This window comes from Streptomyces sp. NPDC048565, assembly GCF_040650935.1.
Classification (GTDB): domain Bacteria; phylum Actinomycetota; class Actinomycetes; order Streptomycetales; family Streptomycetaceae; genus Streptomyces.
The window spans coordinates 1-18,741 of the sequence record NZ_JBEZIH010000054.1 but is presented as its reverse complement, the minus strand read 5'-3'; the positions used below and the strand labels follow the sequence as shown (position 1 = coordinate 18,741).

16 protein-coding genes are annotated in these 18,741 nt (G+C 71.3%); 10 read left to right on the top strand and 6 right to left on the bottom strand.

The window, feature by feature from the left end:
- Window positions 1–52: 52 nt before the first annotated feature.
- From AB0C75_RS35680 to AB0C75_RS35660, 5 genes are all read right to left on the bottom strand, one after another.
- Window positions 53–988 (bottom strand): dihydrodipicolinate synthase family protein, encoded by a 936-nt coding sequence (locus tag AB0C75_RS35680; RefSeq protein WP_362896667.1) that lies wholly within the window; start codon window positions 986–988, stop codon window positions 53–55.
- Window positions 985–1,998, bottom strand: a complete 1,014-nt coding sequence (locus tag AB0C75_RS35675; protein ID WP_362896665.1) for an ABC transporter ATP-binding protein — start codon at window positions 1,996–1,998, stop codon at window positions 985–987. Before AB0C75_RS35675 ends, AB0C75_RS35680 begins: the two co-directional genes overlap by 4 nt.
- Window positions 1,995–3,968 (bottom strand): dipeptide/oligopeptide/nickel ABC transporter permease/ATP-binding protein, encoded by a 1,974-nt coding sequence (locus AB0C75_RS35670; protein WP_362896663.1) that lies wholly within the window; start codon window positions 3,966–3,968, stop codon window positions 1,995–1,997. Before AB0C75_RS35670 ends, AB0C75_RS35675 begins: the two co-directional genes overlap by 4 nt.
- Window position 3,969: 1 nt before the next feature.
- Entirely contained in the window at window positions 3,970–4,920 is a 951-nt protein-coding gene (locus AB0C75_RS35665; RefSeq protein ID WP_362896661.1) for an ABC transporter permease, read from the bottom strand.
- A 73-nt stretch (window positions 4,921–4,993) separates the two neighbouring features.
- Window positions 4,994–6,589: an ABC transporter substrate-binding protein gene (locus tag AB0C75_RS35660; RefSeq protein ID WP_362896659.1), complete on the bottom strand. Its 1,596-nt coding sequence runs from the start codon at window positions 6,587–6,589 to the stop codon at window positions 4,994–4,996.
- A 170-nt stretch (window positions 6,590–6,759) separates the two neighbouring features.
- Here AB0C75_RS35660 and AB0C75_RS35655 point away from each other — a divergent pair, with 170 nt between their 5' ends.
- The 6 genes from AB0C75_RS35655 to AB0C75_RS35630 all read left to right on the top strand — a co-directional run bounded on the left by AB0C75_RS35655 (window position 6,760) and on the right by AB0C75_RS35630 (window position 13,649).
- Window positions 6,760–7,491, top strand: coding sequence for a FadR/GntR family transcriptional regulator (locus AB0C75_RS35655; protein WP_362896657.1), 732 nt, complete (start codon window positions 6,760–6,762; stop codon window positions 7,489–7,491).
- A gap of 158 nt (window positions 7,492–7,649) precedes the next feature.
- Window positions 7,650–8,654 (top strand): acetylxylan esterase, encoded by a 1,005-nt coding sequence (locus AB0C75_RS35650; RefSeq protein WP_362896655.1) that lies wholly within the window; start codon window positions 7,650–7,652, stop codon window positions 8,652–8,654.
- Window positions 8,655–8,668: 14 nt separating this feature from the next.
- On the top strand, window positions 8,669–9,967 hold the full coding sequence (locus tag AB0C75_RS35645; protein WP_362896653.1) for a GDSL-type esterase/lipase family protein: 1,299 nt from the start codon (window positions 8,669–8,671) through the stop codon (window positions 9,965–9,967).
- 71 nt (window positions 9,968–10,038) lie between these two features.
- Window positions 10,039–11,469, top strand: a complete 1,431-nt coding sequence (locus AB0C75_RS35640) for an exo-alpha-sialidase (protein WP_362896651.1) — start codon at window positions 10,039–10,041, stop codon at window positions 11,467–11,469.
- Between the two features lie 95 nt (window positions 11,470–11,564).
- Window positions 11,565–12,359, top strand: coding sequence for a glucose 1-dehydrogenase (locus AB0C75_RS35635; RefSeq protein WP_362896649.1), 795 nt, complete (start codon window positions 11,565–11,567; stop codon window positions 12,357–12,359).
- 93 nt (window positions 12,360–12,452) lie between these two features.
- A complete protein-coding gene (locus AB0C75_RS35630) occupies window positions 12,453–13,649 on the top strand; it encodes an FAD-dependent monooxygenase (protein WP_362896647.1) in 1,197 nt (398 codons plus the stop codon).
- Window positions 13,650–13,664: 15 nt separating this feature from the next.
- Here AB0C75_RS35630 and AB0C75_RS35625 read toward each other — a convergent pair whose 3' ends face one another.
- On the bottom strand, window positions 13,665–14,372 hold the full coding sequence (locus AB0C75_RS35625) for an FCD domain-containing protein (RefSeq protein ID WP_362896645.1): 708 nt from the start codon (window positions 14,370–14,372) through the stop codon (window positions 13,665–13,667).
- A gap of 202 nt (window positions 14,373–14,574) precedes the next feature.
- Between AB0C75_RS35625 and AB0C75_RS35620 the strand changes: the two genes are divergently transcribed.
- The 4 genes from AB0C75_RS35620 to AB0C75_RS35605 form a co-directional block, all read left to right on the top strand.
- Window positions 14,575–15,534, top strand: coding sequence for a dihydrodipicolinate synthase family protein (locus AB0C75_RS35620; protein WP_362896643.1), 960 nt, complete (start codon window positions 14,575–14,577; stop codon window positions 15,532–15,534).
- Window positions 15,531–16,475 carry an ROK family protein gene (locus AB0C75_RS35615; protein ID WP_362896641.1) on the top strand — a complete coding sequence of 315 codons (945 nt, stop codon included), beginning with the start codon at window positions 15,531–15,533 and terminating at the stop codon, window positions 16,473–16,475. The genes AB0C75_RS35620 and AB0C75_RS35615 overlap by 4 nt, the downstream gene beginning before the upstream one ends.
- Complete coding sequence (locus AB0C75_RS35610; protein ID WP_362896639.1) at window positions 16,472–17,152, top strand: N-acetylmannosamine-6-phosphate 2-epimerase; 681 nt, start codon at window positions 16,472–16,474, stop codon at window positions 17,150–17,152. Before AB0C75_RS35615 ends, AB0C75_RS35610 begins: the two co-directional genes overlap by 4 nt.
- A 65-nt stretch (window positions 17,153–17,217) precedes the next feature.
- A partial coding sequence (locus AB0C75_RS35605) for a sialate:H+ symport family MFS transporter (RefSeq protein ID WP_362896637.1) occupies window positions 17,218–18,741 on the top strand: 1,524 nt, incomplete at its 3' end.

Here is an 18,741-nt window from a genome sequence, read left to right as displayed (position 1 = left end):
CGGCAGCGCAGTCGCTGCCGGGCGGCCCCTCCGTCCGTTCCGGTCCCGTGTGTCAGGCGCGGGACAGGCCCGCCCGGTCCAGGTACTTCGCGATCACGGCCGTCTCCGCGTCGTCGAGGCGGCGCATCGGCGGGCTCATCACGTTGGTCGCGATGACGCCGCGCAGCATCAGGGCGGTCTTGAAGGCCCCGAGCCCGGCGGCCGTCGCCGACGCGGTGCCGGGTACGGCGGCGGTGACGATGTCGAACAGCCCGACGAGCCGGTCCTGTTCGGCCTTGGCTGCGGCCCAGTCACCGCGCACTGCGGCCTCGTGCAGCTTCACGTAGCCGTGCGGGTCCACATTGCCGAGGCCCGGTACGGAACCGTCGGCGCCACTCAGCATCATGGCGTCGACCACCAGCTCATGGCCGGTCAGGACCGAGAAGCCGGACAGCTCCCGCGCTCCGATGGCCAGCCGGCGGAAGGAACCGTCGTCGCCGCTGGAGTCCTTCACCCCGGCGAGCACCCCGTCCGCGGCGAGCGGGAGGAGCAGCTCGGGGTCCAGCTTGCTGTGCACGCACACCGGTACGTCGTAGGCGAGGACCGGGCGGTCGACGGCAGCCGCGATGTCCCGGAAGTGGCGGTCGATCTCGGTGGCGTGGGTGCGCGTGTAGAAGGGCGCGGTGACCACCACGGCGTCGGCGCCGAGACCGGCCGCCGCGTTGGCCCTCTCGATCGCCCGGTTGGTGGTGGTCTCGATGGCGCCGACCAGGACCGGGACCTGTCCTGCGGAAGCCGAGGTGATCACCTTGATGACCTCGTCCTGCTGTCCGGGCGTCAGGTAGGCGGTCTCGCCGGAGCTGCCCAGCGCGAAGAGTCCGCTGACGCCTCCGTCGATGAGATGGCCGACGACCCGCTCGAGGGAGGCCCTGTCCAGCTCCCCGTCAGCGGTGAGCGGCGTGACGACGGGCGGGATCACTCCGGTGTACGGGGCGGTACGGGCGGTCATGCGGTGCTCCTTGCGGGCGGTACGGGGGTCCGGTCATCGGTGGATGACGCGGGGGCGGGTGTCTGGGGGTGGACGCAGTGCCAGCGGTGCTCGCCGGTTGTGAGGGTCTCGGCCGGGAAGAGCGCGGAGCACTCCGCGTCCGCCTTCCAGCAGCGGGTGCTGAAGGGACAGCCCGGCGGCGGGTTGGTGGCGGAGGGCACCGGGCCGGTGAGCACGATGCGTTCCGTCACCTCCAGCAGGCTGGGCGTCGCGGAGAGCAGCGCCTCGGTGTACGGGTGCCTCGGGGCGCCCGCCACATCGGCGGCCCGGCCCTCCTCGACGATGCGGCCGAGGTAGAGAACGGCGATGCGGTCGGCGAGGTAGCGCACGGTCTGGATGTCGTGCGAGATGAACACCATGCCGAGGCCCAGGCGTTCGCGCAGGTCGACGAGGAGGTTGAGCACCTGGGCACGTACGGAGACGTCGAGCGCCGAGGTGGGTTCGTCGGCGACGATCAGTTCCGGTTCGAGCGCCAGGGCGCGGGCGATGGCGACGCGCTGGCGCTGGCCGCCGGAGAGCTGTCCTGGCAGCGCGGCGAGGGTGTGGCCGGGCAGCCCGACCAGGTCGAGGAGTTCCTCGACGCGGGCCTCGCGCTCCTCCCGGGTGCCGCGCCGGTGCACGTTCAGCGGGTCGAGCAGGATCTGGCGGACGGTGAGGCGCGGGTTGAGCGCGGTGGAGGGGTCCTGGAAGACGACGCCGACGGCCGAGCCGAAGTCGTTGCGCCGTTCGGAGCCCGTCATCTCCCACAGGTCGCGCCCATGGAAGGTGACCTCGCCCTCGGTGGGCTTCTGGAGTCCGGTCAGCACCCGGGCCAGCGTGGACTTGCCGCAGCCCGACTCGCCGACCAGGCCCACGATCTCGCCGCGCTTGACCTCCAGCGTCGCGTCGGTGAGCGCGTGGACGGCGTCGCGGCTGAAGAGGCCTCCACTGCGTGCCTTGTGGCGTACGTGAACGCCGTCGAGCTTGATCACAGGGCGCTCCCTTCCAGCTTCTTCGCGGCGGCCTCGGCCGGGTGGTGGCAGGCGAAGCCGTGGTCCTTCGCGGTGCCTCGCACGGTGAGGACGGGGGTCGTCGTACGACAGAGATCGGTCGCGGCCCCGCAGCGCCCGGCGAAGCGGCATCCCTCGCCGAAGCCCTGGGGGGCGGGGACGACTCCGCGGATCTGGTGCAGCCGGTCGGCGCCGGCTTCCACGGAGACGACGGAGCCGAGGAGGCCGCGACTGTAGTGGTGGGTGGGGTCGGTGAGGATGGACCGGGTGTCGCCGATCTCGGCGAGCCGGCCGGCGTACATGACGGCGACCCGGTGCGAGAGGTCGCCGACCAGGGCGAGGTCGTGCGAGACCAGCACCATGGCGAAGCCGAGCTCGTCGCGGAGCCGGATGAGGAGTTCGACGACCTGGGCCTGGACGGTCACGTCGAGGGCGGTGGTCGGTTCGTCCGCGATCAGCAGGCGGGGGCTGCGGGACAGGGCCATGGCGATGAGGACGCGCTGGCGCTGGCCGCCGGAGAGCTCGTGCGGGTAGCTGCGCAGGGTGCGCTCGGGCGAGAGACCGACGAGTTCGAGGAGCTCGGCGGGGGTCTTCGTGCCGCCGCGCGAGGTCAGCTGCTTCAGCTGGGTGCCGACGAGCACGGAGGGGTTGAGGGAGGAGAGCGCGTCCTGGTAGACCATCGCGATCTCCGGGCCCATCAGGGCGCGGCGTTCCTTGGGCGGGAGCTTCAGCAGGTCCCGGCCGCGGTAGAGGATCTCGCCGCTGACCTCGGCGTTGCGGGCCAGGAGACCCATGACGGCGAGGCTGGTGATGGACTTGCCGCAGCCGGACTCGCCGACCAGGCCGAGGGTCTCGCCCTCGTGGACGGTGAAGTTCAGCCTGTCGACGACGGGGATCTCGCCGTAGCGGTCCGGGAAGCGGATCGCCAGGTCGCGTACGACGAGGAGTTCGTCGGCGTCCTCGGGTACCGGGGTGATGGTGGGCTCGGTCGCGTCGATGTGCCCGGCGAGCTTGGCGAGGGCGGCGTCGATGTCGACGCTGGAGGCGGCCTCGACCGGGTCCGGCGCCGTGGTGGCGGTGGGGTCGGTGGTGGCGCGGGCGCTCTTGGGTGCCGCCGAGGCGTCCGTGAGGCCTTCGGAGAGGACGTTGAGCGCGAGGACGGTGATCAGGAGGGCCAGGCCGGGGAAGAAGGTGGCCCACCAGCCGCCGGCGAGGAGGATCTGCCGGCCGTAGGCGAGGACGCTGCCCCAGCTGGGGTCGGGGTCCTGCACACCGGCTCCGATGAAGGAGAGGCTGGCCTCGAAGATGATGGACTCGGCGACCATGACGGTCGCGAACACCATGACCGGGGCCATGCAGTTGACGGCGACGTGGCGGAGCACGATGTAGGCGCGCCTGGCTCCGATGACCTTCTCCGCCGCCACGTAGTCCTCGCCGTACTGCGCGAGCACGTTGGCGCGTACGACACGGGCCAGGGACGGGCTGTAGACGAAGGCGATCGTGAAGATGATCACCGGGATGCTGGTGCCGAAGACGGCGACCAGGACGGCGGCGAGCGCGATCGGCGGGAACGACATCACGACGTCGAGGGTGCGCATGATCGACTCGTCGCCGAGCTTGCGCGAGGTGGCGGCGAGCGAGCCGAGGACGGCTCCGACGACCAGGGCGACGGCGGTCGCGCCGAGGCCGATGATCAGCGAGTAGCGCGATCCGTGCACCACGCGGGCGAAGATGTCGCGCCCCGCGCGGTCGGTGCCGAACCAGTGCGCTCCGCTGGGTGCCTCCACGGGGGTGCCCGTGGCCAGAGGGTCCTGGGTGAGCAGAGGGGCGAGCACGGCGCCGAGGACGACGACGATCAGTACGCCGAGGGCGATGCGGGAGGTGACCGGGAGGGCACGGAAGGCGATGCCCGGTCGGGAGAGCTTTTTGGCCAGACGGCCCGTGGCGAACATGTCACACCGTCCTGATGCGCGGGTTGACCAGCAGGTAGAGCAGGTCGACGATGACGTTGACCACCAGGAAGGCGATGGCGATGGTCAGTACGGTGCCTTGGACCAGGGCGACGTCGCCGCCGGTGACACCTTCGAGGATGAGTTTGCCCATGCCGGGCAGGTCGAAGATCGCCTCGATGACGACGGCGCCGCTGAGCAGGTAGCCGACCTTGACACCGAGCACGGTGAGCGGGGTGACGAGCGCGTTGCGCAGCACCGAGCGGATCACGAGGAAGACCGGCAGGCCGTTGCCCTGGGCGGTACGGACGTAGTCCCGGTCGAGTTCGGTGACCATCGAGGTGCGGATGAGGCGGGCGAGCGACGCCGCGACGGGCACCGCGAGTGACACGGCGGGCAGCACCATGGTGGTGAGCCACCCGCTGAACGAGTCGGCGGGGTTGGTGTAGCCGCCGGTCGGGAAGATCTGGATGTTCAGCGCGAACTGCTGGATGAGCAGGACGCCGAGCCAGAAGGACGGCACGGCGACCCCGGCCATGGAGAGCACCCGGAAGAGCTGGTCCGGCCAGCGGTCGCGGTACATCGCGCCGAGGACACCACCGAGGACGGCGAGGACGATGGCGATGATCAGCCCGAGGATGGTGAGCTGGAGAGTGAGCGGGAAGGCCGCCGTGATCCGGTCGACCACGGGCTGACTCGGAGGGACGGTCATCCCGAGATCGAAGTGGAGCAGCTGGCCGAGGAAGTGGAAGTAGCGGACAGGCAGCGGGTCGTTGAGCCCGTTGGCCTCGGCGAAGGCCTCCCTGGCCTCGGGGCTGGCGCTCTCTCCGAGCGCGTTGAAGGCCGGGTCGGCCGGCGAGAACTGCAGCACCACGAAGACCAGCAGCGCGATGCCGAGGATCATCACCGGCATCATCGCGACGCGGCGCAGCGCGAGCCGGAGAAAAGCAACCATCGTCGGGTTCCTTGCGATTGGGCGGACAGCGGGTCCGGGCCGCCTGACGGGTGGCGGCCCGGACCGGTGGGCGTCAGGAGCGGCCGACGTCCAGGAAGGACAGGCCGGTGGTGGACAGCGGCTTGAAGCCGGTCAGCTGCTTGTCGCTCCAGGCGGTCGGCAGCTTGCGGTGGAGGATCGGGTAGAGCGGGACCTCGTCGGAGATGAGGTCGGTGGCTTCGCCCCACAGCTGCTTGCGCGTCGCCTCGTCGGGCGACTGCGCGGCCTTGTCGAGAAGCTGCTTGAGCTTCTTGTACTCGGCGGACTTCGACCAGCCGTAGCGCTTCTCCGGCCAGAATCCGTAGTAGAACCAGCGCAGCAGGAGGTCGACGTCGTTACCGAAGACGGACGGGTCGCCCGGGGCCACGAGGATCTCGAAGTCACCCTTGTCGACCTTGGCGTACTGCGCCGCGCTCTGGGCGATGTTCAGGGTGGCCTCGATGCCGGCCGCGGCCCAGCTCTCCTTGAGCAGCGGGGCGATGTCCTTGACCCAGCCGGTGTCGACGGTCAGCACGGTGAACTTGAGCTTGCTCACGCCGGCTTCGGCGAGCAGCTTCTTCGCCTTGGCCACGTCGTGGGTGTAGACCGTGGAGGCCTTGTGGTAATCGGGATGGGTCGTCGGCACGTAGCCGGTGGCCGCCGCCGCGTTCCCGACCATGGCGGTCTTGATGATCTTCTCGGTGTCCAGCGCGTGGAACAGGGCCTGGCGCACCCGCTTGTCGGCGAACCGCTTGTCGGTGGTGTTGAACATCAGGAAGAGCAGGCCGAAGGACTGCACGGACTCGGTCTTCGCCGTGCCTGAGAGCCCCTTCACATCGATGTACGGGACGTCCTCGATGGCCTGGACGCGGCCGGACTGCATCGCGCTGACACGGGCCGACTGGTCCGATATCAGGCGCCAGATCATCTTCTTGGCCTTGGCGGGGTGCGAGCCGTTGTACTTGTCGTACTTCTCGAAGACAATCTTGTCCTCGCGGGTGGCCTCGACGAACTTGTACGGGCCCGAGCCGACGGGCTTGGCGTCGAATCCCTTGACGTCCGCCTCGACGATCTTCTTCGGCACGATCCGCGCGACGGCGATACGGGAGGGGAACAGCGCGAAGGCGTACTTGAGCTTGAACTCGACCGTCCTGGTGTCGACGGCGGTGATCGTGTCGATGAACGGCACGAACTGGGCCATAAGGGACGCGTTCTTCTCGTCCAGGATGCGTTCGAAGCTGAACACCACGTCGTCGGCGGTGACGGCCGATCCGTCGTGGAAGGTGGCGCCGTCGCGGAGGGTGGCGCGATAGGTCGTGGCGTTGATCTTCTTCGGCAGCTCGGTGGCGAGCGCGGGGCGGGCCACGAGTGTGACCGGATCGAGATCGACCAGGCCCTCGAAGATGTGCATGTTGGCCGCGTACGGCGTGGCACCGGAGGTGATCATCGGGTCGAATCCGGTCGACAGCGGGTACGAGATGCCGGCCTCGATGGTGCCGCTGCCGTCGCTCCCGCCGGCCGCTCCGTCGGCGGTCGAGGAGGGCCCGCCGCACGCGGAAAGGCCTGCCGTGAGGGCTGCGGCCGCGCCGATGACGCTGGTGTAACGCAGGAAGGTGCGGCGCTCGACGCCGGCTGGCCTCAGCTCGGGCACGGGTCCTCCAAAGGGACGCAGGGATACGGAAATGGGTGGAGAACAGCTGTTTCGGCGGCTCGCGGGACGCCGACGAAGATCCGAGCATCAGACGTCAGATGTCTGATGCCTTGATAGCGTGGGAACGTAGCTTGACAATCGAGAGGGGTCAAGAGGTGGGGAGTTCACATATGTCCGGCACGCGACCCGGTCGCACCCTGTTGCGGCAGGAAGTCGTCGAGGGCATCAAGCGCTACATCCTCGACGAGAGGCTGCGCCCCGGGGACCCGCTGCCCACGGAACCGGCCCTGTGCGAGGCGCTCGGAGCCAGCCGCTCCAGCGTCCGGGAGGCCGTCAAGATTCTCGACGCGCTCGACATCGTCGAGGTGCGCCACGGCCACGGGACGTACGTCGGCCGGCTGAGCCTGTCCGCGCTGGTGGAGAGCCTCACCTTCCGCGGCCTGCTCTCCCCCGACGACGACTTCCAGGTGATGGCCGACCTCGTCGACGTGCGTGAGCTCTTCGAGCGGGGCATGGCCGACCGCATCGTCTCCTCGCTCAGCCCCGAGCAGCTCGACAGCCTGGACGCCCTGGTGGACACCATGCGATCCACCGGATCGGGCGAGGGGCACGGCTTCGTCGCGGCCGACCGGTCCTTCCACGCCCTGCTCGTGGCCCCCCTGGGCAACGACCTGATCGGCCAGCTCTCGATGGCCTTCTGGGACGTCTACACGATCGTCGCGCCGCATCTCGACGGCTTCACGCACGCCGACGAGACGGCGACGATCGCCGCCCACCAGAACATCGTGGACGCGGCCAGGGCCGGTGACATCCCCGCCTTCCTGAAGGCACTCGACGAGCACTACGCGCCTGTCAGGCGGCGGATCGCCGAGGCCAGGTCGCGCGGGGCCGGCCGGCCCTGACCGCGGACGCCACGCCTCCCGCCCCAGGTCCGGGGCGGGGGCACGGTCCACCGCCCCGCCCTTGACGTCCGGCCGCAAAGCTCCCTAGGGTCCCGTTGCCAACAGGACATCTGACGTCTTCTGTCCTGTCGCTTCCCGTACCCCAGGAGGGCACAGCCATGCCGTCGGCCGATCTCCCGCTCGCGGAATGCCGCACCTACCGGCCCGACCTCCCGCTGCCCGACGGTTTCGACGCCTTCTGGTCCGGCACCCTGGGCGAGGCCCCTCACGACGGAGTCCAGGACAAGCCCCGCTACCGGCAGGTCGACTGCGGGCTGAGCCAGGTGCGTACGTACGACGTGAGCGTCCCCGGCTACGGGGGCCGCCCGGTGCGCGGGTGGCTGCACATGCCCACCGGCGCCACCGAACCGCTGGGCTGCGTCGTCGAGTTCCTCGGCTACGGGCGTGGCCGTGGGCTCGCGCACGAGCAGCTGATGTGGGCCTGCGCCGGATACGCGCACCTGATCATGGACACCCGCGGCCAGGGCTGGTCGGCGGCGGGCGGCGTCACCGCCGACACCGACGCCGGGGCGGCCGGTACGGTGCCGGGCTTCCTGACCCGGGGCGTCGAGAGCCCCGAAACGTACTACTACCGGCGGGTGTTCACCGACGCGGTCCGCTGCGTGGAGGCGATGCGCGAGCACCCCGAGGTCGACCCGGCCCGCATCGTGGTGACCGGGTTCAGCCAGGGCGGCGGCATAGCGCTGGCCGTCGCGGGGCTCGTGCCGGGGCTTGCCGGGGTGATGCCGGACGTGCCCTTCCTGTGCAACATCCCGAGGGGCGCGCGGATCGCCGGAGTGCCGCCGTACACCGAGATCGCCGCCTACCTCCAGCTCTACCGCGACCGCACCGAGTCGGTCTTCCGCACGCTGTCGTACTTCGACGCGGCCCACCACGCCACCAGGGCGACCGCGCCCGCGCTGTTCTCCATCGCGCTGATGGACGAGATCTGCCCGCCCTCCACCTGCTTCACGGCCTACAACCGTTACGCGGGCCCCAAGGACGTCCGCACCTACGAGTTCAACGGGCACGAGGGCGGCGCCGAACACCACCGGGCGGAACAACTGGCCTGGGTGCACTCCCTGTTCGCCGGCCTCCCGACCGGGCAGGCCGACCGACCCTGACCGGAGGAACCTCCGTGCGCAGACGTTCCCTTCTCCTCGCTGCCGCAGGCGCGGCAGCCCTGTCCGGCCCACTGGCCGGACGTGCCTTCGCCGCTGCCGGCAGCGGCCCACTGATGGACCACCGCACGGCGGTGGATCTGGACGGCGGCGAGCACGTCGATCTGTCGGCACAAGCGGGAGCCCTGGCCCCGCTCACCACCGGGACGATCCTCGTCACCTTCCGCACCACGCACCACGACGAGGCGATGACGCTGATCAGCGCCTCGGACCCGACCGCCCCGTCCTCCGACCTGGCCCTCGGCCTCAGCGGAGGTGCGCTGCAGTTCTCGGTACGGCAGCAGGGGACCGTACTTATCAATGTCATGACCCGGACACGCTATGACGACGGACAGCAGCACACCGTCGCCGTCACGGTCGACTCCTCGGGGGCCCGGCTCCACGCGGGTGGACAGGTCGTGTTCGAGACGAAGGGGCACCCGTTCTTCGGCAGCGTGTCCGGGCTGGCGGCGCTGACGCTCGGGGCGAACCTCGACAGCGACCATCCGTCCGGCGAGTGGTTCTTCACCGGCGCCGTCGAGCGGGCGGCGGTCTGGGACCGGGTGCTCGACGCGAGCGAACTGGTCGCCCAGTGTCCGCGGCCGGTCGTCGCCGACCACGGCCGGATCTCCACGATCCTCAACAGCAACACCCCCGCCACCTGGCTGTTCACCGGCGACAGCATCACCCACGGCGCCCTGCACACCAACGGCTGGCGCAGCTATCCCGAGCACTGGACCGAACGCGTCCGCTGGGAGCTGGGCACACCGAAGAACCGGGACTTCGTGATCGATTCGGGCGTGAGCGGCGCCACGAGCGCCGATCTCGTCTCGTCCTTCGCCGAACGGGTCAGCGCCTTCTCGCCGAAGGTCGTCTCGATCATGATCGGGACCAACGACATCGCGACCTCGGGGCTCGGTCTCGACGCGTACCGGGCCAATCTCGTCTCGCTGGTCGGCTCGGTGCGCGCGCTGCCCGGGTCTCCCGTCCCCGTCCTCCAGGCACCGAACCCGGTCGATCCGGCCAAGTGGCCCGGCCGGGTGGAGCTTTCGGGCTACGCCACCGCCATGGGCGAGGTGGCCGCCCAGCAGAACGTGGTCTTCGTCGACCACTACGACGACTGGCTGACCGGCAACGGCGGCCAGGTCCCCCTGACCCTGCTCAACGACGGACTGCACCCCAACGAGCGGGGGCACCACCGGATGGCCCTGAAGATGATCAGGGATCTGCAGATCTTCGACACCGGCAGCCGGGTGTGCACCCTTTCCATCCCCTGACGCGTCGGCCCGTCACGCCGCGCACCGCTCGCTCACTGCACCTCTCCCCCTCAGCAGAAGAGAGACCGTTCATGCAGCGCAGAGTCACCATCGCCATGCTGTCCGCCGCCGTCATGGTGGCCACCGCGGCCGGCACCGCCCACGGCGCCACCGGCGAACTGACCTCCCAGGACATCGCCACCGCGGGCGTCGGATCCCCGTACTACCGCATCCCCGCGCTGACCACCTCCACCAAGGGCACCCTGCTCGCCTCCTACGACGCCCGCCCCACGCTCGGCGACCTGCCAGGCAACATCGGTGTCGTCCTGCGACGCAGCACCGACGGCGGGGCCACCTGGGGAACCCAGCAGGTCGTCCGCAAGGAGGAGGCCCCCAAGGGCTCCGGGGACCCGAGCCTGCTCGTGGACCGCACCACCGGGCGGATCTTCGTCTTCTACGCGAGCTCCGTGAACCAGGGCTTCCTCGGCTCGGCCACGGGCAACGACGAGACGGACCCCGATGTCCTCCAGGCCGACTACAGCTACTCCGACGACGACGGGGTGACCTGGACGCACCGCCGGATCACCAGCCAGATCAAGAACCCGGCCTGGGGCGGCATGTTCGCGGCCTCCGGCGAGGGCATCCAGGTGCGCAACGGCACGTACAAGGGCCGGCTGATCCAGCAGTACGCGATCCGCGACAACGGGGCCAACTATGCGGTCAGCGCGTACAGCGACGACCACGGCGCGACCTGGAAGATGGGCAATCCGGTCGGGCCCGGCGGTGACGAGAACAAGACCGTCGAGCTGAGCGACGGCCGGATCATGCTCAACAACCGCTCCGCGCCCTACCGTACGATCGCCTACTCCACGGACGGCGGCGTCAACTACACGCCGTTCACGCAGGACACCAACCTGCCCGACCCCGCGAACAACGGCTCCGTCATGCGCTACGCCCCGGATGCCGCCTCCTCGGATCCCACGTCCTCGTGGCTGCTGTTCAGCAACACCGAGAGCACGTCGTCGCGGAGCAACCTCACCGTGAAGATGTCCTGCGACAACGGGAAGACCTGGCCGATCAGAAAGGTCGTCGACCCCGGCAGCGCCGCGTACTCGACACTGACCCGGCTGCCCGACGGCCGGCTCGGGCTGCTCTACGAGCGCGGTGGCGTCGACGCCATCACCTACTCCTCCTTCGACCTGAAGTGGCTCGGCGGCACCTGCGCCGACATCACCCTCACTCCGCCGGACACCCTGAAGGCGGGGACCACCACCGAGGTCACCGTCCGGGTCGTCAACCGCATGGACGTGACCCGCAGCGCAGGCACCCTCGACCTGACGGTGCCCGACGGATGGTCCACGAAGCAGGTGGCTTTCCCGGCGACCAAGCCCGGTGAGGGCGCGAACATCAAGGTCCCGGTCACCATCCCGGCGGGCGCCTCGGGCGACGTACGGCTCACCGCGACCTACAAGGCCGACGGCAAGCAGGCATCGGGCAGCCGCACGGTGACCGTCACCCCGTAGCCGGAGGGATCTCCCACCCACCGGGACTCGTCCTGCTCCCTGCGGCCGTACGCGTTTGGATGGGGCTCCCCGTCCGGCGCAGAACAGAGGCCCGCATGCAGCTCGGAGTCACGAGTCCCGGTGTCCAGCTCGAAGGACGCGTCGCGATCGTCACCGGCGCCGGGGACGGCATCGGCGCCGCGGTGGCCAGGCGGTTCGCCGCCGAGGGCGCCAGGGTGCTGGTCGCCGAGGTGAACGAGGAGACCGGCCGCGCCGTGGCCGACGAGATCGGCGGACTCTTCGTGCGCACCGATGTCGGCGACAAGGCACAGGTACGGGCGATGGTCGCGGCCGCGGTGCGGGAGTGGGGAAGCGTCGACGTCCTGGTCAACAACGCCTGGGCGGCGGGCGATGTCGGACGGGTCGAGGACAAGACGGACGCGATGCTGGACCGGGGCCTGGGCATCGGCTTCTACGGGCCGTTCTGGGCGATGCAGGCGGCCTTCCCCCACATGCGGGAGCGTGGATGGGGCCGGGTCGTCAACATGTGCAGCCTCAACGGCGTGAACGCCCATATGGGGACCCTGGAGTACAACGCCGCCAAGGAGGCCCTGCGCACCCTGACCAGGACCGCCGCCCGGGAGTGGGCCCCCACCGGGGTCGTGGTCAACGCGATCTGCCCCGGCGCCAGGAGCGCGGCGTACCGACGGATGATGGGCGCCCACCCCGAGCTGGAAGAGCAGTCGAACGCCATGAACCCCATGGGCCGGATCGGCGACCCCGACGGGGACATCGCCCCGGTGGCGGTGTTCCTGGCGGGCGAGGGCGCCCGCTATGTCACCGGCAACACGCTCTTCGTGGACGGCGGCGCGCACATCAACGGCGTGGCCTGGGCGCCGGACCTGCCGTGACGCGGCGGGCACCCACGCGCCGCCGCGCCTGTACCCGCACTCCACCCGAGGGCTGGGAGGATGGGCGCCGTATCCGGAAGGGGCGGTGTGGCGATGACACGCTTACGTATGGGTGTGGTCGGCGGGAGTATCGCCGGCTGTGCGATGGCGGTGGCGGGTGCCCGTGCGGGCGCCGAGGTCACCGTGTACGAGCGCAGTGACGGAGAGCTCCGCAGCAGAGGCCTGGGGATCGTGATCCCGCCCGCGCTGCACCGGGAGTTGACCGGGGTCGGCTATCTGGACGCGGCCATGCCGACGGCCCCGCTGTCCACCCGGGTGTGGGTCACCCGGGCGGCCGGGAGCCGGTCGGCCCGGGAGTTCGCGCGGCAGCCCGGTCCGGTCACGGCCTGCAACTGGGGCCTGCTGTGGCAGGCGTTGCGGCAGAGCGCGGGGTCCTCACCGGCGGTGCGGTACCACCGCGGGCGCCCCGTCCTGGCGGTCGAACGGACGGAGGCGGGGCGCGCCCTCGTCCGTACGGAGAGCGACGCGCAGGAGTACGACGTGGTCGTGGGCGCCGACGGGCACAGGTCGCTCACGCGGCGGCTGCTCGCACCGGACCTGCGCCCCTCCCCCGCCGGGTACGCGGTGTGGCGGGGCACCCTGCCGATGAGCGCGCTCGCCGGCCACCGGCGCCCGCTGGAACTGCTGCGCGAGTCCTGGGTCACCATCGGGTTCAGGGGCGGGCACGGGATCTTCTATCTGATCCCGCGCGGGGACGGCGAGGGCGAAGGGGCCGACGACCGGCTGCTGGCGTACGCGATCTACGCGAAGCCGCACGGCACCGGCACCCCTGACACGGCGTACGTACGGGAGATCGCCGACGAGCACTTCCCCGCCCAGTGGGCCGAGATCGTGGCCAGGGGCGCGCACACCGCGATGACCTGTCACCCCGTCACCGACCTGCACGCGCCAGGCGCGGCCGACGCGCCGTTCGTGCTGGCGGGGGACGCCGCCGGGGTGACCCGTCCGCACACGGCGAGCGGCGCGGTGAAGGCGCTCCAGGACGCGCTGTGCCTGGAGCGGTCGCTGCGCGGGTCCGCGTCACCCGCCGACGCGCTCGGGCGGTATGCGCGTGAGCGCACCCCGGAGGGGGCGCGGCTGGTGGAGCTGGGCCGCCGGATCGGCCGGGCCCAGGTCGAACGGACCCCGGACTGGGAGGCGTTGGACCAGGCCGGGGTGGAGGCCTGGTGCCGGGACACGCTGGCGGGGACGACCAGCTATCTGTACGGGGGCGAGAGATCCGGCGACTGAGCGACTGCCGGCAGGTCAGGCGCCCGCCGCTGCCCGCCCCGGCTCCAGGCGGTGGCGGATGCCGTCGAAGTGGGTGCGCATGGCGCGTACGGCACGCGCGCCGTCGGCCGCAGCGACCGCCTCGACGATCTCGTGGTGCTGGGCGCAGGTGACGGCCGGGTCCTGGTGGCCGTCCTCCATGTCCTCGCGCACCCGGTCCATGGCCGCCCAGAACGCGTCCAGCACCTCGCTGAGCAGGTGGTTGTCGAGGGAGGCGTAGAGCGCGAGGTGGAAGGCGCGGTCGGTTGCCCTGGCCACCCGGCCGGTCCGCGCGGCCTCGGTCTCCATGGTCGTGACGAGGGCCCGCAGCACGGCCAGGTCCTCGGCGGGGACGCCCGCGGTGACGGCGCCGACCAGTCCGGTCTCCAGCGCCTCACGCACCTTCATCAGCTCCAGCAGGCCCGGCTCGCCCCGCCCGTGCCGGACGGCGGCCCGGAAGGCCAGCCCCTCGACGAAGGGCGACAGGGACAGCGAGCCCACGAAGGTGCCGAAGCCGCGGCGGATCTCGACGACATGCATGGCCTGGAGCGACTTGAGCGCCTCGCGCACCGAGACGCGTCCGGCCGAGAACAGCCCCATCAGCTCGGCCTCGGTGGGCAGCGGGTCGCCGGGTCCGAGCCTGCGTTCGAGGATCAGTTCCTTGATTCTTCGCTCGATGTCCTGAGCCATGGTGGGGCGGGCCACAACGGTCCTCCTGGGGTGTCGCCGGCCGCCGGTGCCTCTTGACCGGCCGCCGGGGCATCTGTTTAAGGTGAGCGCAGACATAGGACATCTTACGTCTCATGTTCCGGTCCCGTCTCCCGTGCCGGACGCCCTCCGGACAACGCTCCGGGCGGCCGCTCCGGAAGGACGGGCCGGTGTCCCGAACGAGCTGGAGCCCTTCACCATGCCCTTGACCGCACCGCTGCACGGCGTCGTACCGCCGGTCTGCACCCCGCTCGACGACCGCGGAGAGGTCGACACGGACTCCCTCACACGGCTCGTGGGTCACCTCGTCGACGGCGGCGTGCACGGGCTCTTCGCCCTCGGCTCGACCAGCGAGGTCGCCTTCCTCACCGACGACCAGCGCGCCACCGCGCTGAGGACCGTGGTCACCGCGGCCGCGGGACGCGTCCCCGTGCTCGCCGGGGTCATCGACACGACGACCGCCCGGGTCGTCCAGCACGCCAGGACCGCGGCCGAGCTCGGCGCGGACGCGCTCGTGGCGACCGCGCCCTTCTACACGCGTACCCACCCGAAGGAGATCGCCCAGCACTTCCGCCGGCTGCGCGCCGCCGTCGACCTGCCGCTGTTCGCCTACGACATCCCGGTGGCCGTGCACTCCAAGCTCTCCGCCGCCCTGGTGCGCGAGCTCGCCGAGGACGGCACCCTGGCCGGCCTCAAGGACAGCAGCGGTGACGAGGGCGGGCTGCGCCGGATGCTCGTCGAGCTCGGCGGACGCGAGGGCCGCGCCGCGGGCCCCCTGCCGCACTTCAGCGTGCTGACCGGTTCCGAACTCACCGTGGACGCGGCGCTGCTGGCCGGGGCCGACGGCGTCGTACCGGGGATCGGCAACGTCGACCCGGCGGGCTACGTCCGGCTGTACGACGCGGCGCGCGCCGGTGACTGGGAGCTCGCGGCCCGGGAACAGGAGCGGCTCATCGAGCTGTTCGCCATGGTCGACGTCGGCCCTGAGCAGGACATGGGCCGCAGCTCGTCGGCGCTCGGCTCCTTCAAGCACGCGCTGCGGCTGCTCGGTGTCATCGACAGCGGCGCCACCGTCTTCCCGCAGATCCAGCTGTCCGCCGAGTCCATCGCGCTGATCGCGGAGCGTCTGCGCGCCGCCGGTCTGCCGCCGGTCCGATGAGCGCGCAGGCGACCGGTTCCGTGGTGACCGGCCTCGACCTCGGCGGTACGAAGATCGCGGCCGCGCTCTTCGCGGCCGACGGCACGGTGCTGGCCCGGCACACCCGGCCGACCCCCGCCAGGGACGGGGCGGCGGCGGTGCTCGACGCGCTCGCCGCCGCGGCGGCCGAGGTGGACCCCGGCCGCCTGGCCACCGTGCTGGGCGTCGCGGCAGCCGGGGTCGTCGATCCCCGCAGCGGCATGGTCACCAGCGCAACCGATTCGATCAGCGGCTGGGCGGGCACCGCGCTCGGCGTGGGCCTCGCGGACCGTACGGGTCTGCCGGTGGCCTGCGACAACGACGTACGCGCCACGGCGGGTCCCGAGCTCGCCGCGCTGCCCGGCGGCCACGGTTCGCTGCTGTTCGCGGCCGTCGGCACGGGCGTGGGCGGCGCACTCGCCGTCGACGGGCGGATGCTGCACGGCGCGTCCGGTATCGCCGGCCACATCGGTCACCTGCCCAGCGCCGAGGCGGCCGGGCTGCCGTGCACCTGCGGGGCCACCGGGCATCTGGAGGTCATCGCGTCGGGCCCGGGCATCACCGCACACTACGAGCGGCTCACCGGCGCTCCGGTGGACCGGCTCGAAACGGTGGCCGCCAGGGCGGCCGGGGGCGACGCCGCCGCCGTACGCGCGATCACCACCGGCGCTGCGGCGGCCGGAGGAGTCCTCGGCGGCCTCGCGAACGCCCTCGGCCCCGACCGGGTCGTCGTCGGCGGCGGCGTACCCAGGGTCGGGGCGCTGTACGGCGACGCGCTGGCGGCCGCCTTCGCCGCCGAGCTGATGCCACCCCTGCGCGGGCTCGTCCCCGAGCCCCCGCTCTTCGGGCACGACGCCGCCGTCATGGGCGCCGCCGCTCTCACCACCACCCTTCCCCTCCACCACCCGGGAGCTCAACGATGACCGCACAGGACCTGGCCGACACCCTCAAGGGCCGGCTGATCGTCTCCTGCCAGGCGCCCCCCGGCGACCCGATGCGCGAGACCGCCACCCTCGTACGCCTCGCACTCTCGGCCGTCGCCGGCGGCGGCTCCGCGATCCGCGCCAACGAGCCGGAGGTCGTCGCCGCGATCACCGCGGCCGTGGACCTGCCGGTCATCGGCCTGTGGAAGGACGGCGACACCGGCGTCTACATCACCCCGACCGTCCGGCACGCCCTGGCGATCGTCGAGGCCGGTGCGGCCGTGGTCGCCGCCGACGCCACCGACCGGCCGCGCCCGGACGGTTCCACCTTCGCCGAGCTGGTCACCGCCGTGCACGCGGCGGGCGCCCTGGTCATGGCCGATGTGTCGACGCTCGACGAGGGGATCGCCGCCGCCGGGCAGGGCGCGGACTTCGTCTCCACGACGCTGTCCGGCTATGTGCCAGGCACACCGAAGCAGACCGGCCCTGACCTGGACCTTGTGACATCTCTCTCGGCCGCGGTCTCTGTACCCGTCGTCGCGGAAGGACGTATCAATACCCCCAAGGAGGCTGCCGAGGCTCTCGCCCGCGGCGCCCACAGTGTCGTGGTCGGCACGGCCATCACCGCACCCACCGCCCTGACCGCCCGCTTCGTCGCCGGACTCGCCCGGCCCTGAGCAGCCCCCACCAGGCGGGACGGCTGCCCGGCAACGACCGGCCGTCCCGCACCCTGGAGCGCACCGTGCAGAAACCACCCTCCACGCTCCCCTGGTACCGCGAGGTGAGCGGTACGCAGTGGAAGTCCTTCTTCGCCGCCTGGCTCGGTTACGTACTCGACGGCTTCGACTTCGTCCTGATCACTCTCGTCCTCACCGAGATCAGTGACGACTTCGGGCTGAGCGCGGTGCAGGCGGCCAGCCTGATCTCCGGTGCCTTCATCACCCGGTGGCTGGGCGGCGCGGTACTGGGCGCACTCGGTGACCGGTACGGCCGCAAGCTCTCCATGGTGCTGAGCATCCTGCTGTACTCGCTGGGCACCTTCGCCTGCGGATTCGCCTGGAACTACCACAGCCTCTTCGCGGCGCGGCTCGCCATCGGCATGGGCATGGCCGGTGAGTACGGCGCCAGCGCCACGTACGTCATGGAGAGCTGGCCCGCCCGGCTCCGCAGCCGGGCCAGCGGCTTCCTGATCTCGGGTTTCTCCGTGGGTTCGGTCCTGGCCGCGCAGGTCTACGACTGGGTGGTGCCCTCGCTCGGCTGGCGCTGGATGTTCTATCTGGGCCTGATACCGATCGCGGTCGCGCTGTGGATGCGACGGGCCCTGCCTGAGGCCGAGGAGTGGACGGCGGACGTCGCGGACCAGGGGGCCAAGCCGAACCCCTTCCGGCCGCTGTTCCGCACCCCGCGACTGGCCACGGTCAACACCGTGCTCGCCGTGGTCGCCACGCTCTCGCTCTTCATGGTCTTCACCCCGAGCGGCGAGGGCATGGTGCCGGCCCTCTCGGTGGTCGCGGGGCTCGCGCTCCTGGCGTTCGCGGTCCAGCTGGGCGGTAGACGCGGCTGGCTGCTGTACGTCTCGATGATCGTGACGCTGTTCTTCGCGTTCCTGTACTCCTGGCCCATCCAGTCGCTGCTGCCGACCTATCTGAAGTCCGAACTGGGTTACAGCACCGGCCAGGTCACCGACGTCCTGTTCTTCGCCGGCTTCGGCACGATGGTGGGCTGCTGGGGCGCGGGCTTCCTGGGCGACCGGATCGGCGCGAAGAAGGCGTACGCGCTGACGCTGCTGGCCTCACTGGCCTTCGTCTTCCCGGTCTTCGCGGTCCACGACAACCTGCTGATGCTCGGCTGCCTGCTGTTCGTGCTCCAGGCCACGAGCTTCGGGATCTCGGGACTGCTGCCGCGGTACATCGGAGGCCATTTCCCGACCGCGAGCCGAGGGGCCGCGCTGGGATTCACGTACAACGTGGGTGCGCTCGGCGGGGCGGTGGCCCCGGTGCTCGGGGCGCATCTGGCGTCCGGGATGGACCTGGGGCAGGCACTGGCCGTGCTGACCTTCGCCGGGACGGTGATCGTGGTGCTGCTGGTCGGCTTCGACGTACCGGCCAGGCTGAACAGGCTGGCCGACCCGGACGCGGTGAAGGACCACCTGGCCGCGGGGGGCGCGGCCCCGCGCGGGGGGGCGGCGGGGCCCGGCGGGGGGGGGCGGGAGGGGGGGGGGGACAACCCCGCCCCCCCCCCCCCGCGGGCCGCCGGCCCCCCCACC

Coding starts and splice junctions, on each gene's coding strand:
- AB0C75_RS35640 (WP_362896651.1), top strand. CDS start 10,039: ATGCAGCGCAGAGTCACCATCGCCATGCTGTCCGCCGCCGTCATGGTG.
- AB0C75_RS35635 (WP_362896649.1), top strand. CDS start 11,565: ATGCAGCTCGGAGTCACGAGTCCCGGTGTCCAGCTCGAAGGACGCGTC.
- AB0C75_RS35620 (WP_362896643.1), top strand. CDS start 14,575: ATGCCCTTGACCGCACCGCTGCACGGCGTCGTACCGCCGGTCTGCACC.
- AB0C75_RS35670 (WP_362896663.1), bottom strand. CDS start 3,968: ATGTTCGCCACGGGCCGTCTGGCCAAAAAGCTCTCCCGACCGGGCATC.
- AB0C75_RS35655 (WP_362896657.1), top strand. CDS start 6,760: ATGTCCGGCACGCGACCCGGTCGCACCCTGTTGCGGCAGGAAGTCGTC.
- AB0C75_RS35680 (WP_362896667.1), bottom strand. CDS start 988: ATGACCGCCCGTACCGCCCCGTACACCGGAGTGATCCCGCCCGTCGTC.
- AB0C75_RS35630 (WP_362896647.1), top strand. CDS start 12,453: ATGACACGCTTACGTATGGGTGTGGTCGGCGGGAGTATCGCCGGCTGT.
- AB0C75_RS35610 (WP_362896639.1), top strand. CDS start 16,472: ATGACCGCACAGGACCTGGCCGACACCCTCAAGGGCCGGCTGATCGTC.
- AB0C75_RS35665 (WP_362896661.1), bottom strand. CDS start 4,920: ATGGTTGCTTTTCTCCGGCTCGCGCTGCGCCGCGTCGCGATGATGCCG.
- AB0C75_RS35615 (WP_362896641.1), top strand. CDS start 15,531: ATGAGCGCGCAGGCGACCGGTTCCGTGGTGACCGGCCTCGACCTCGGC.
- AB0C75_RS35650 (WP_362896655.1), top strand. CDS start 7,650: ATGCCGTCGGCCGATCTCCCGCTCGCGGAATGCCGCACCTACCGGCCC.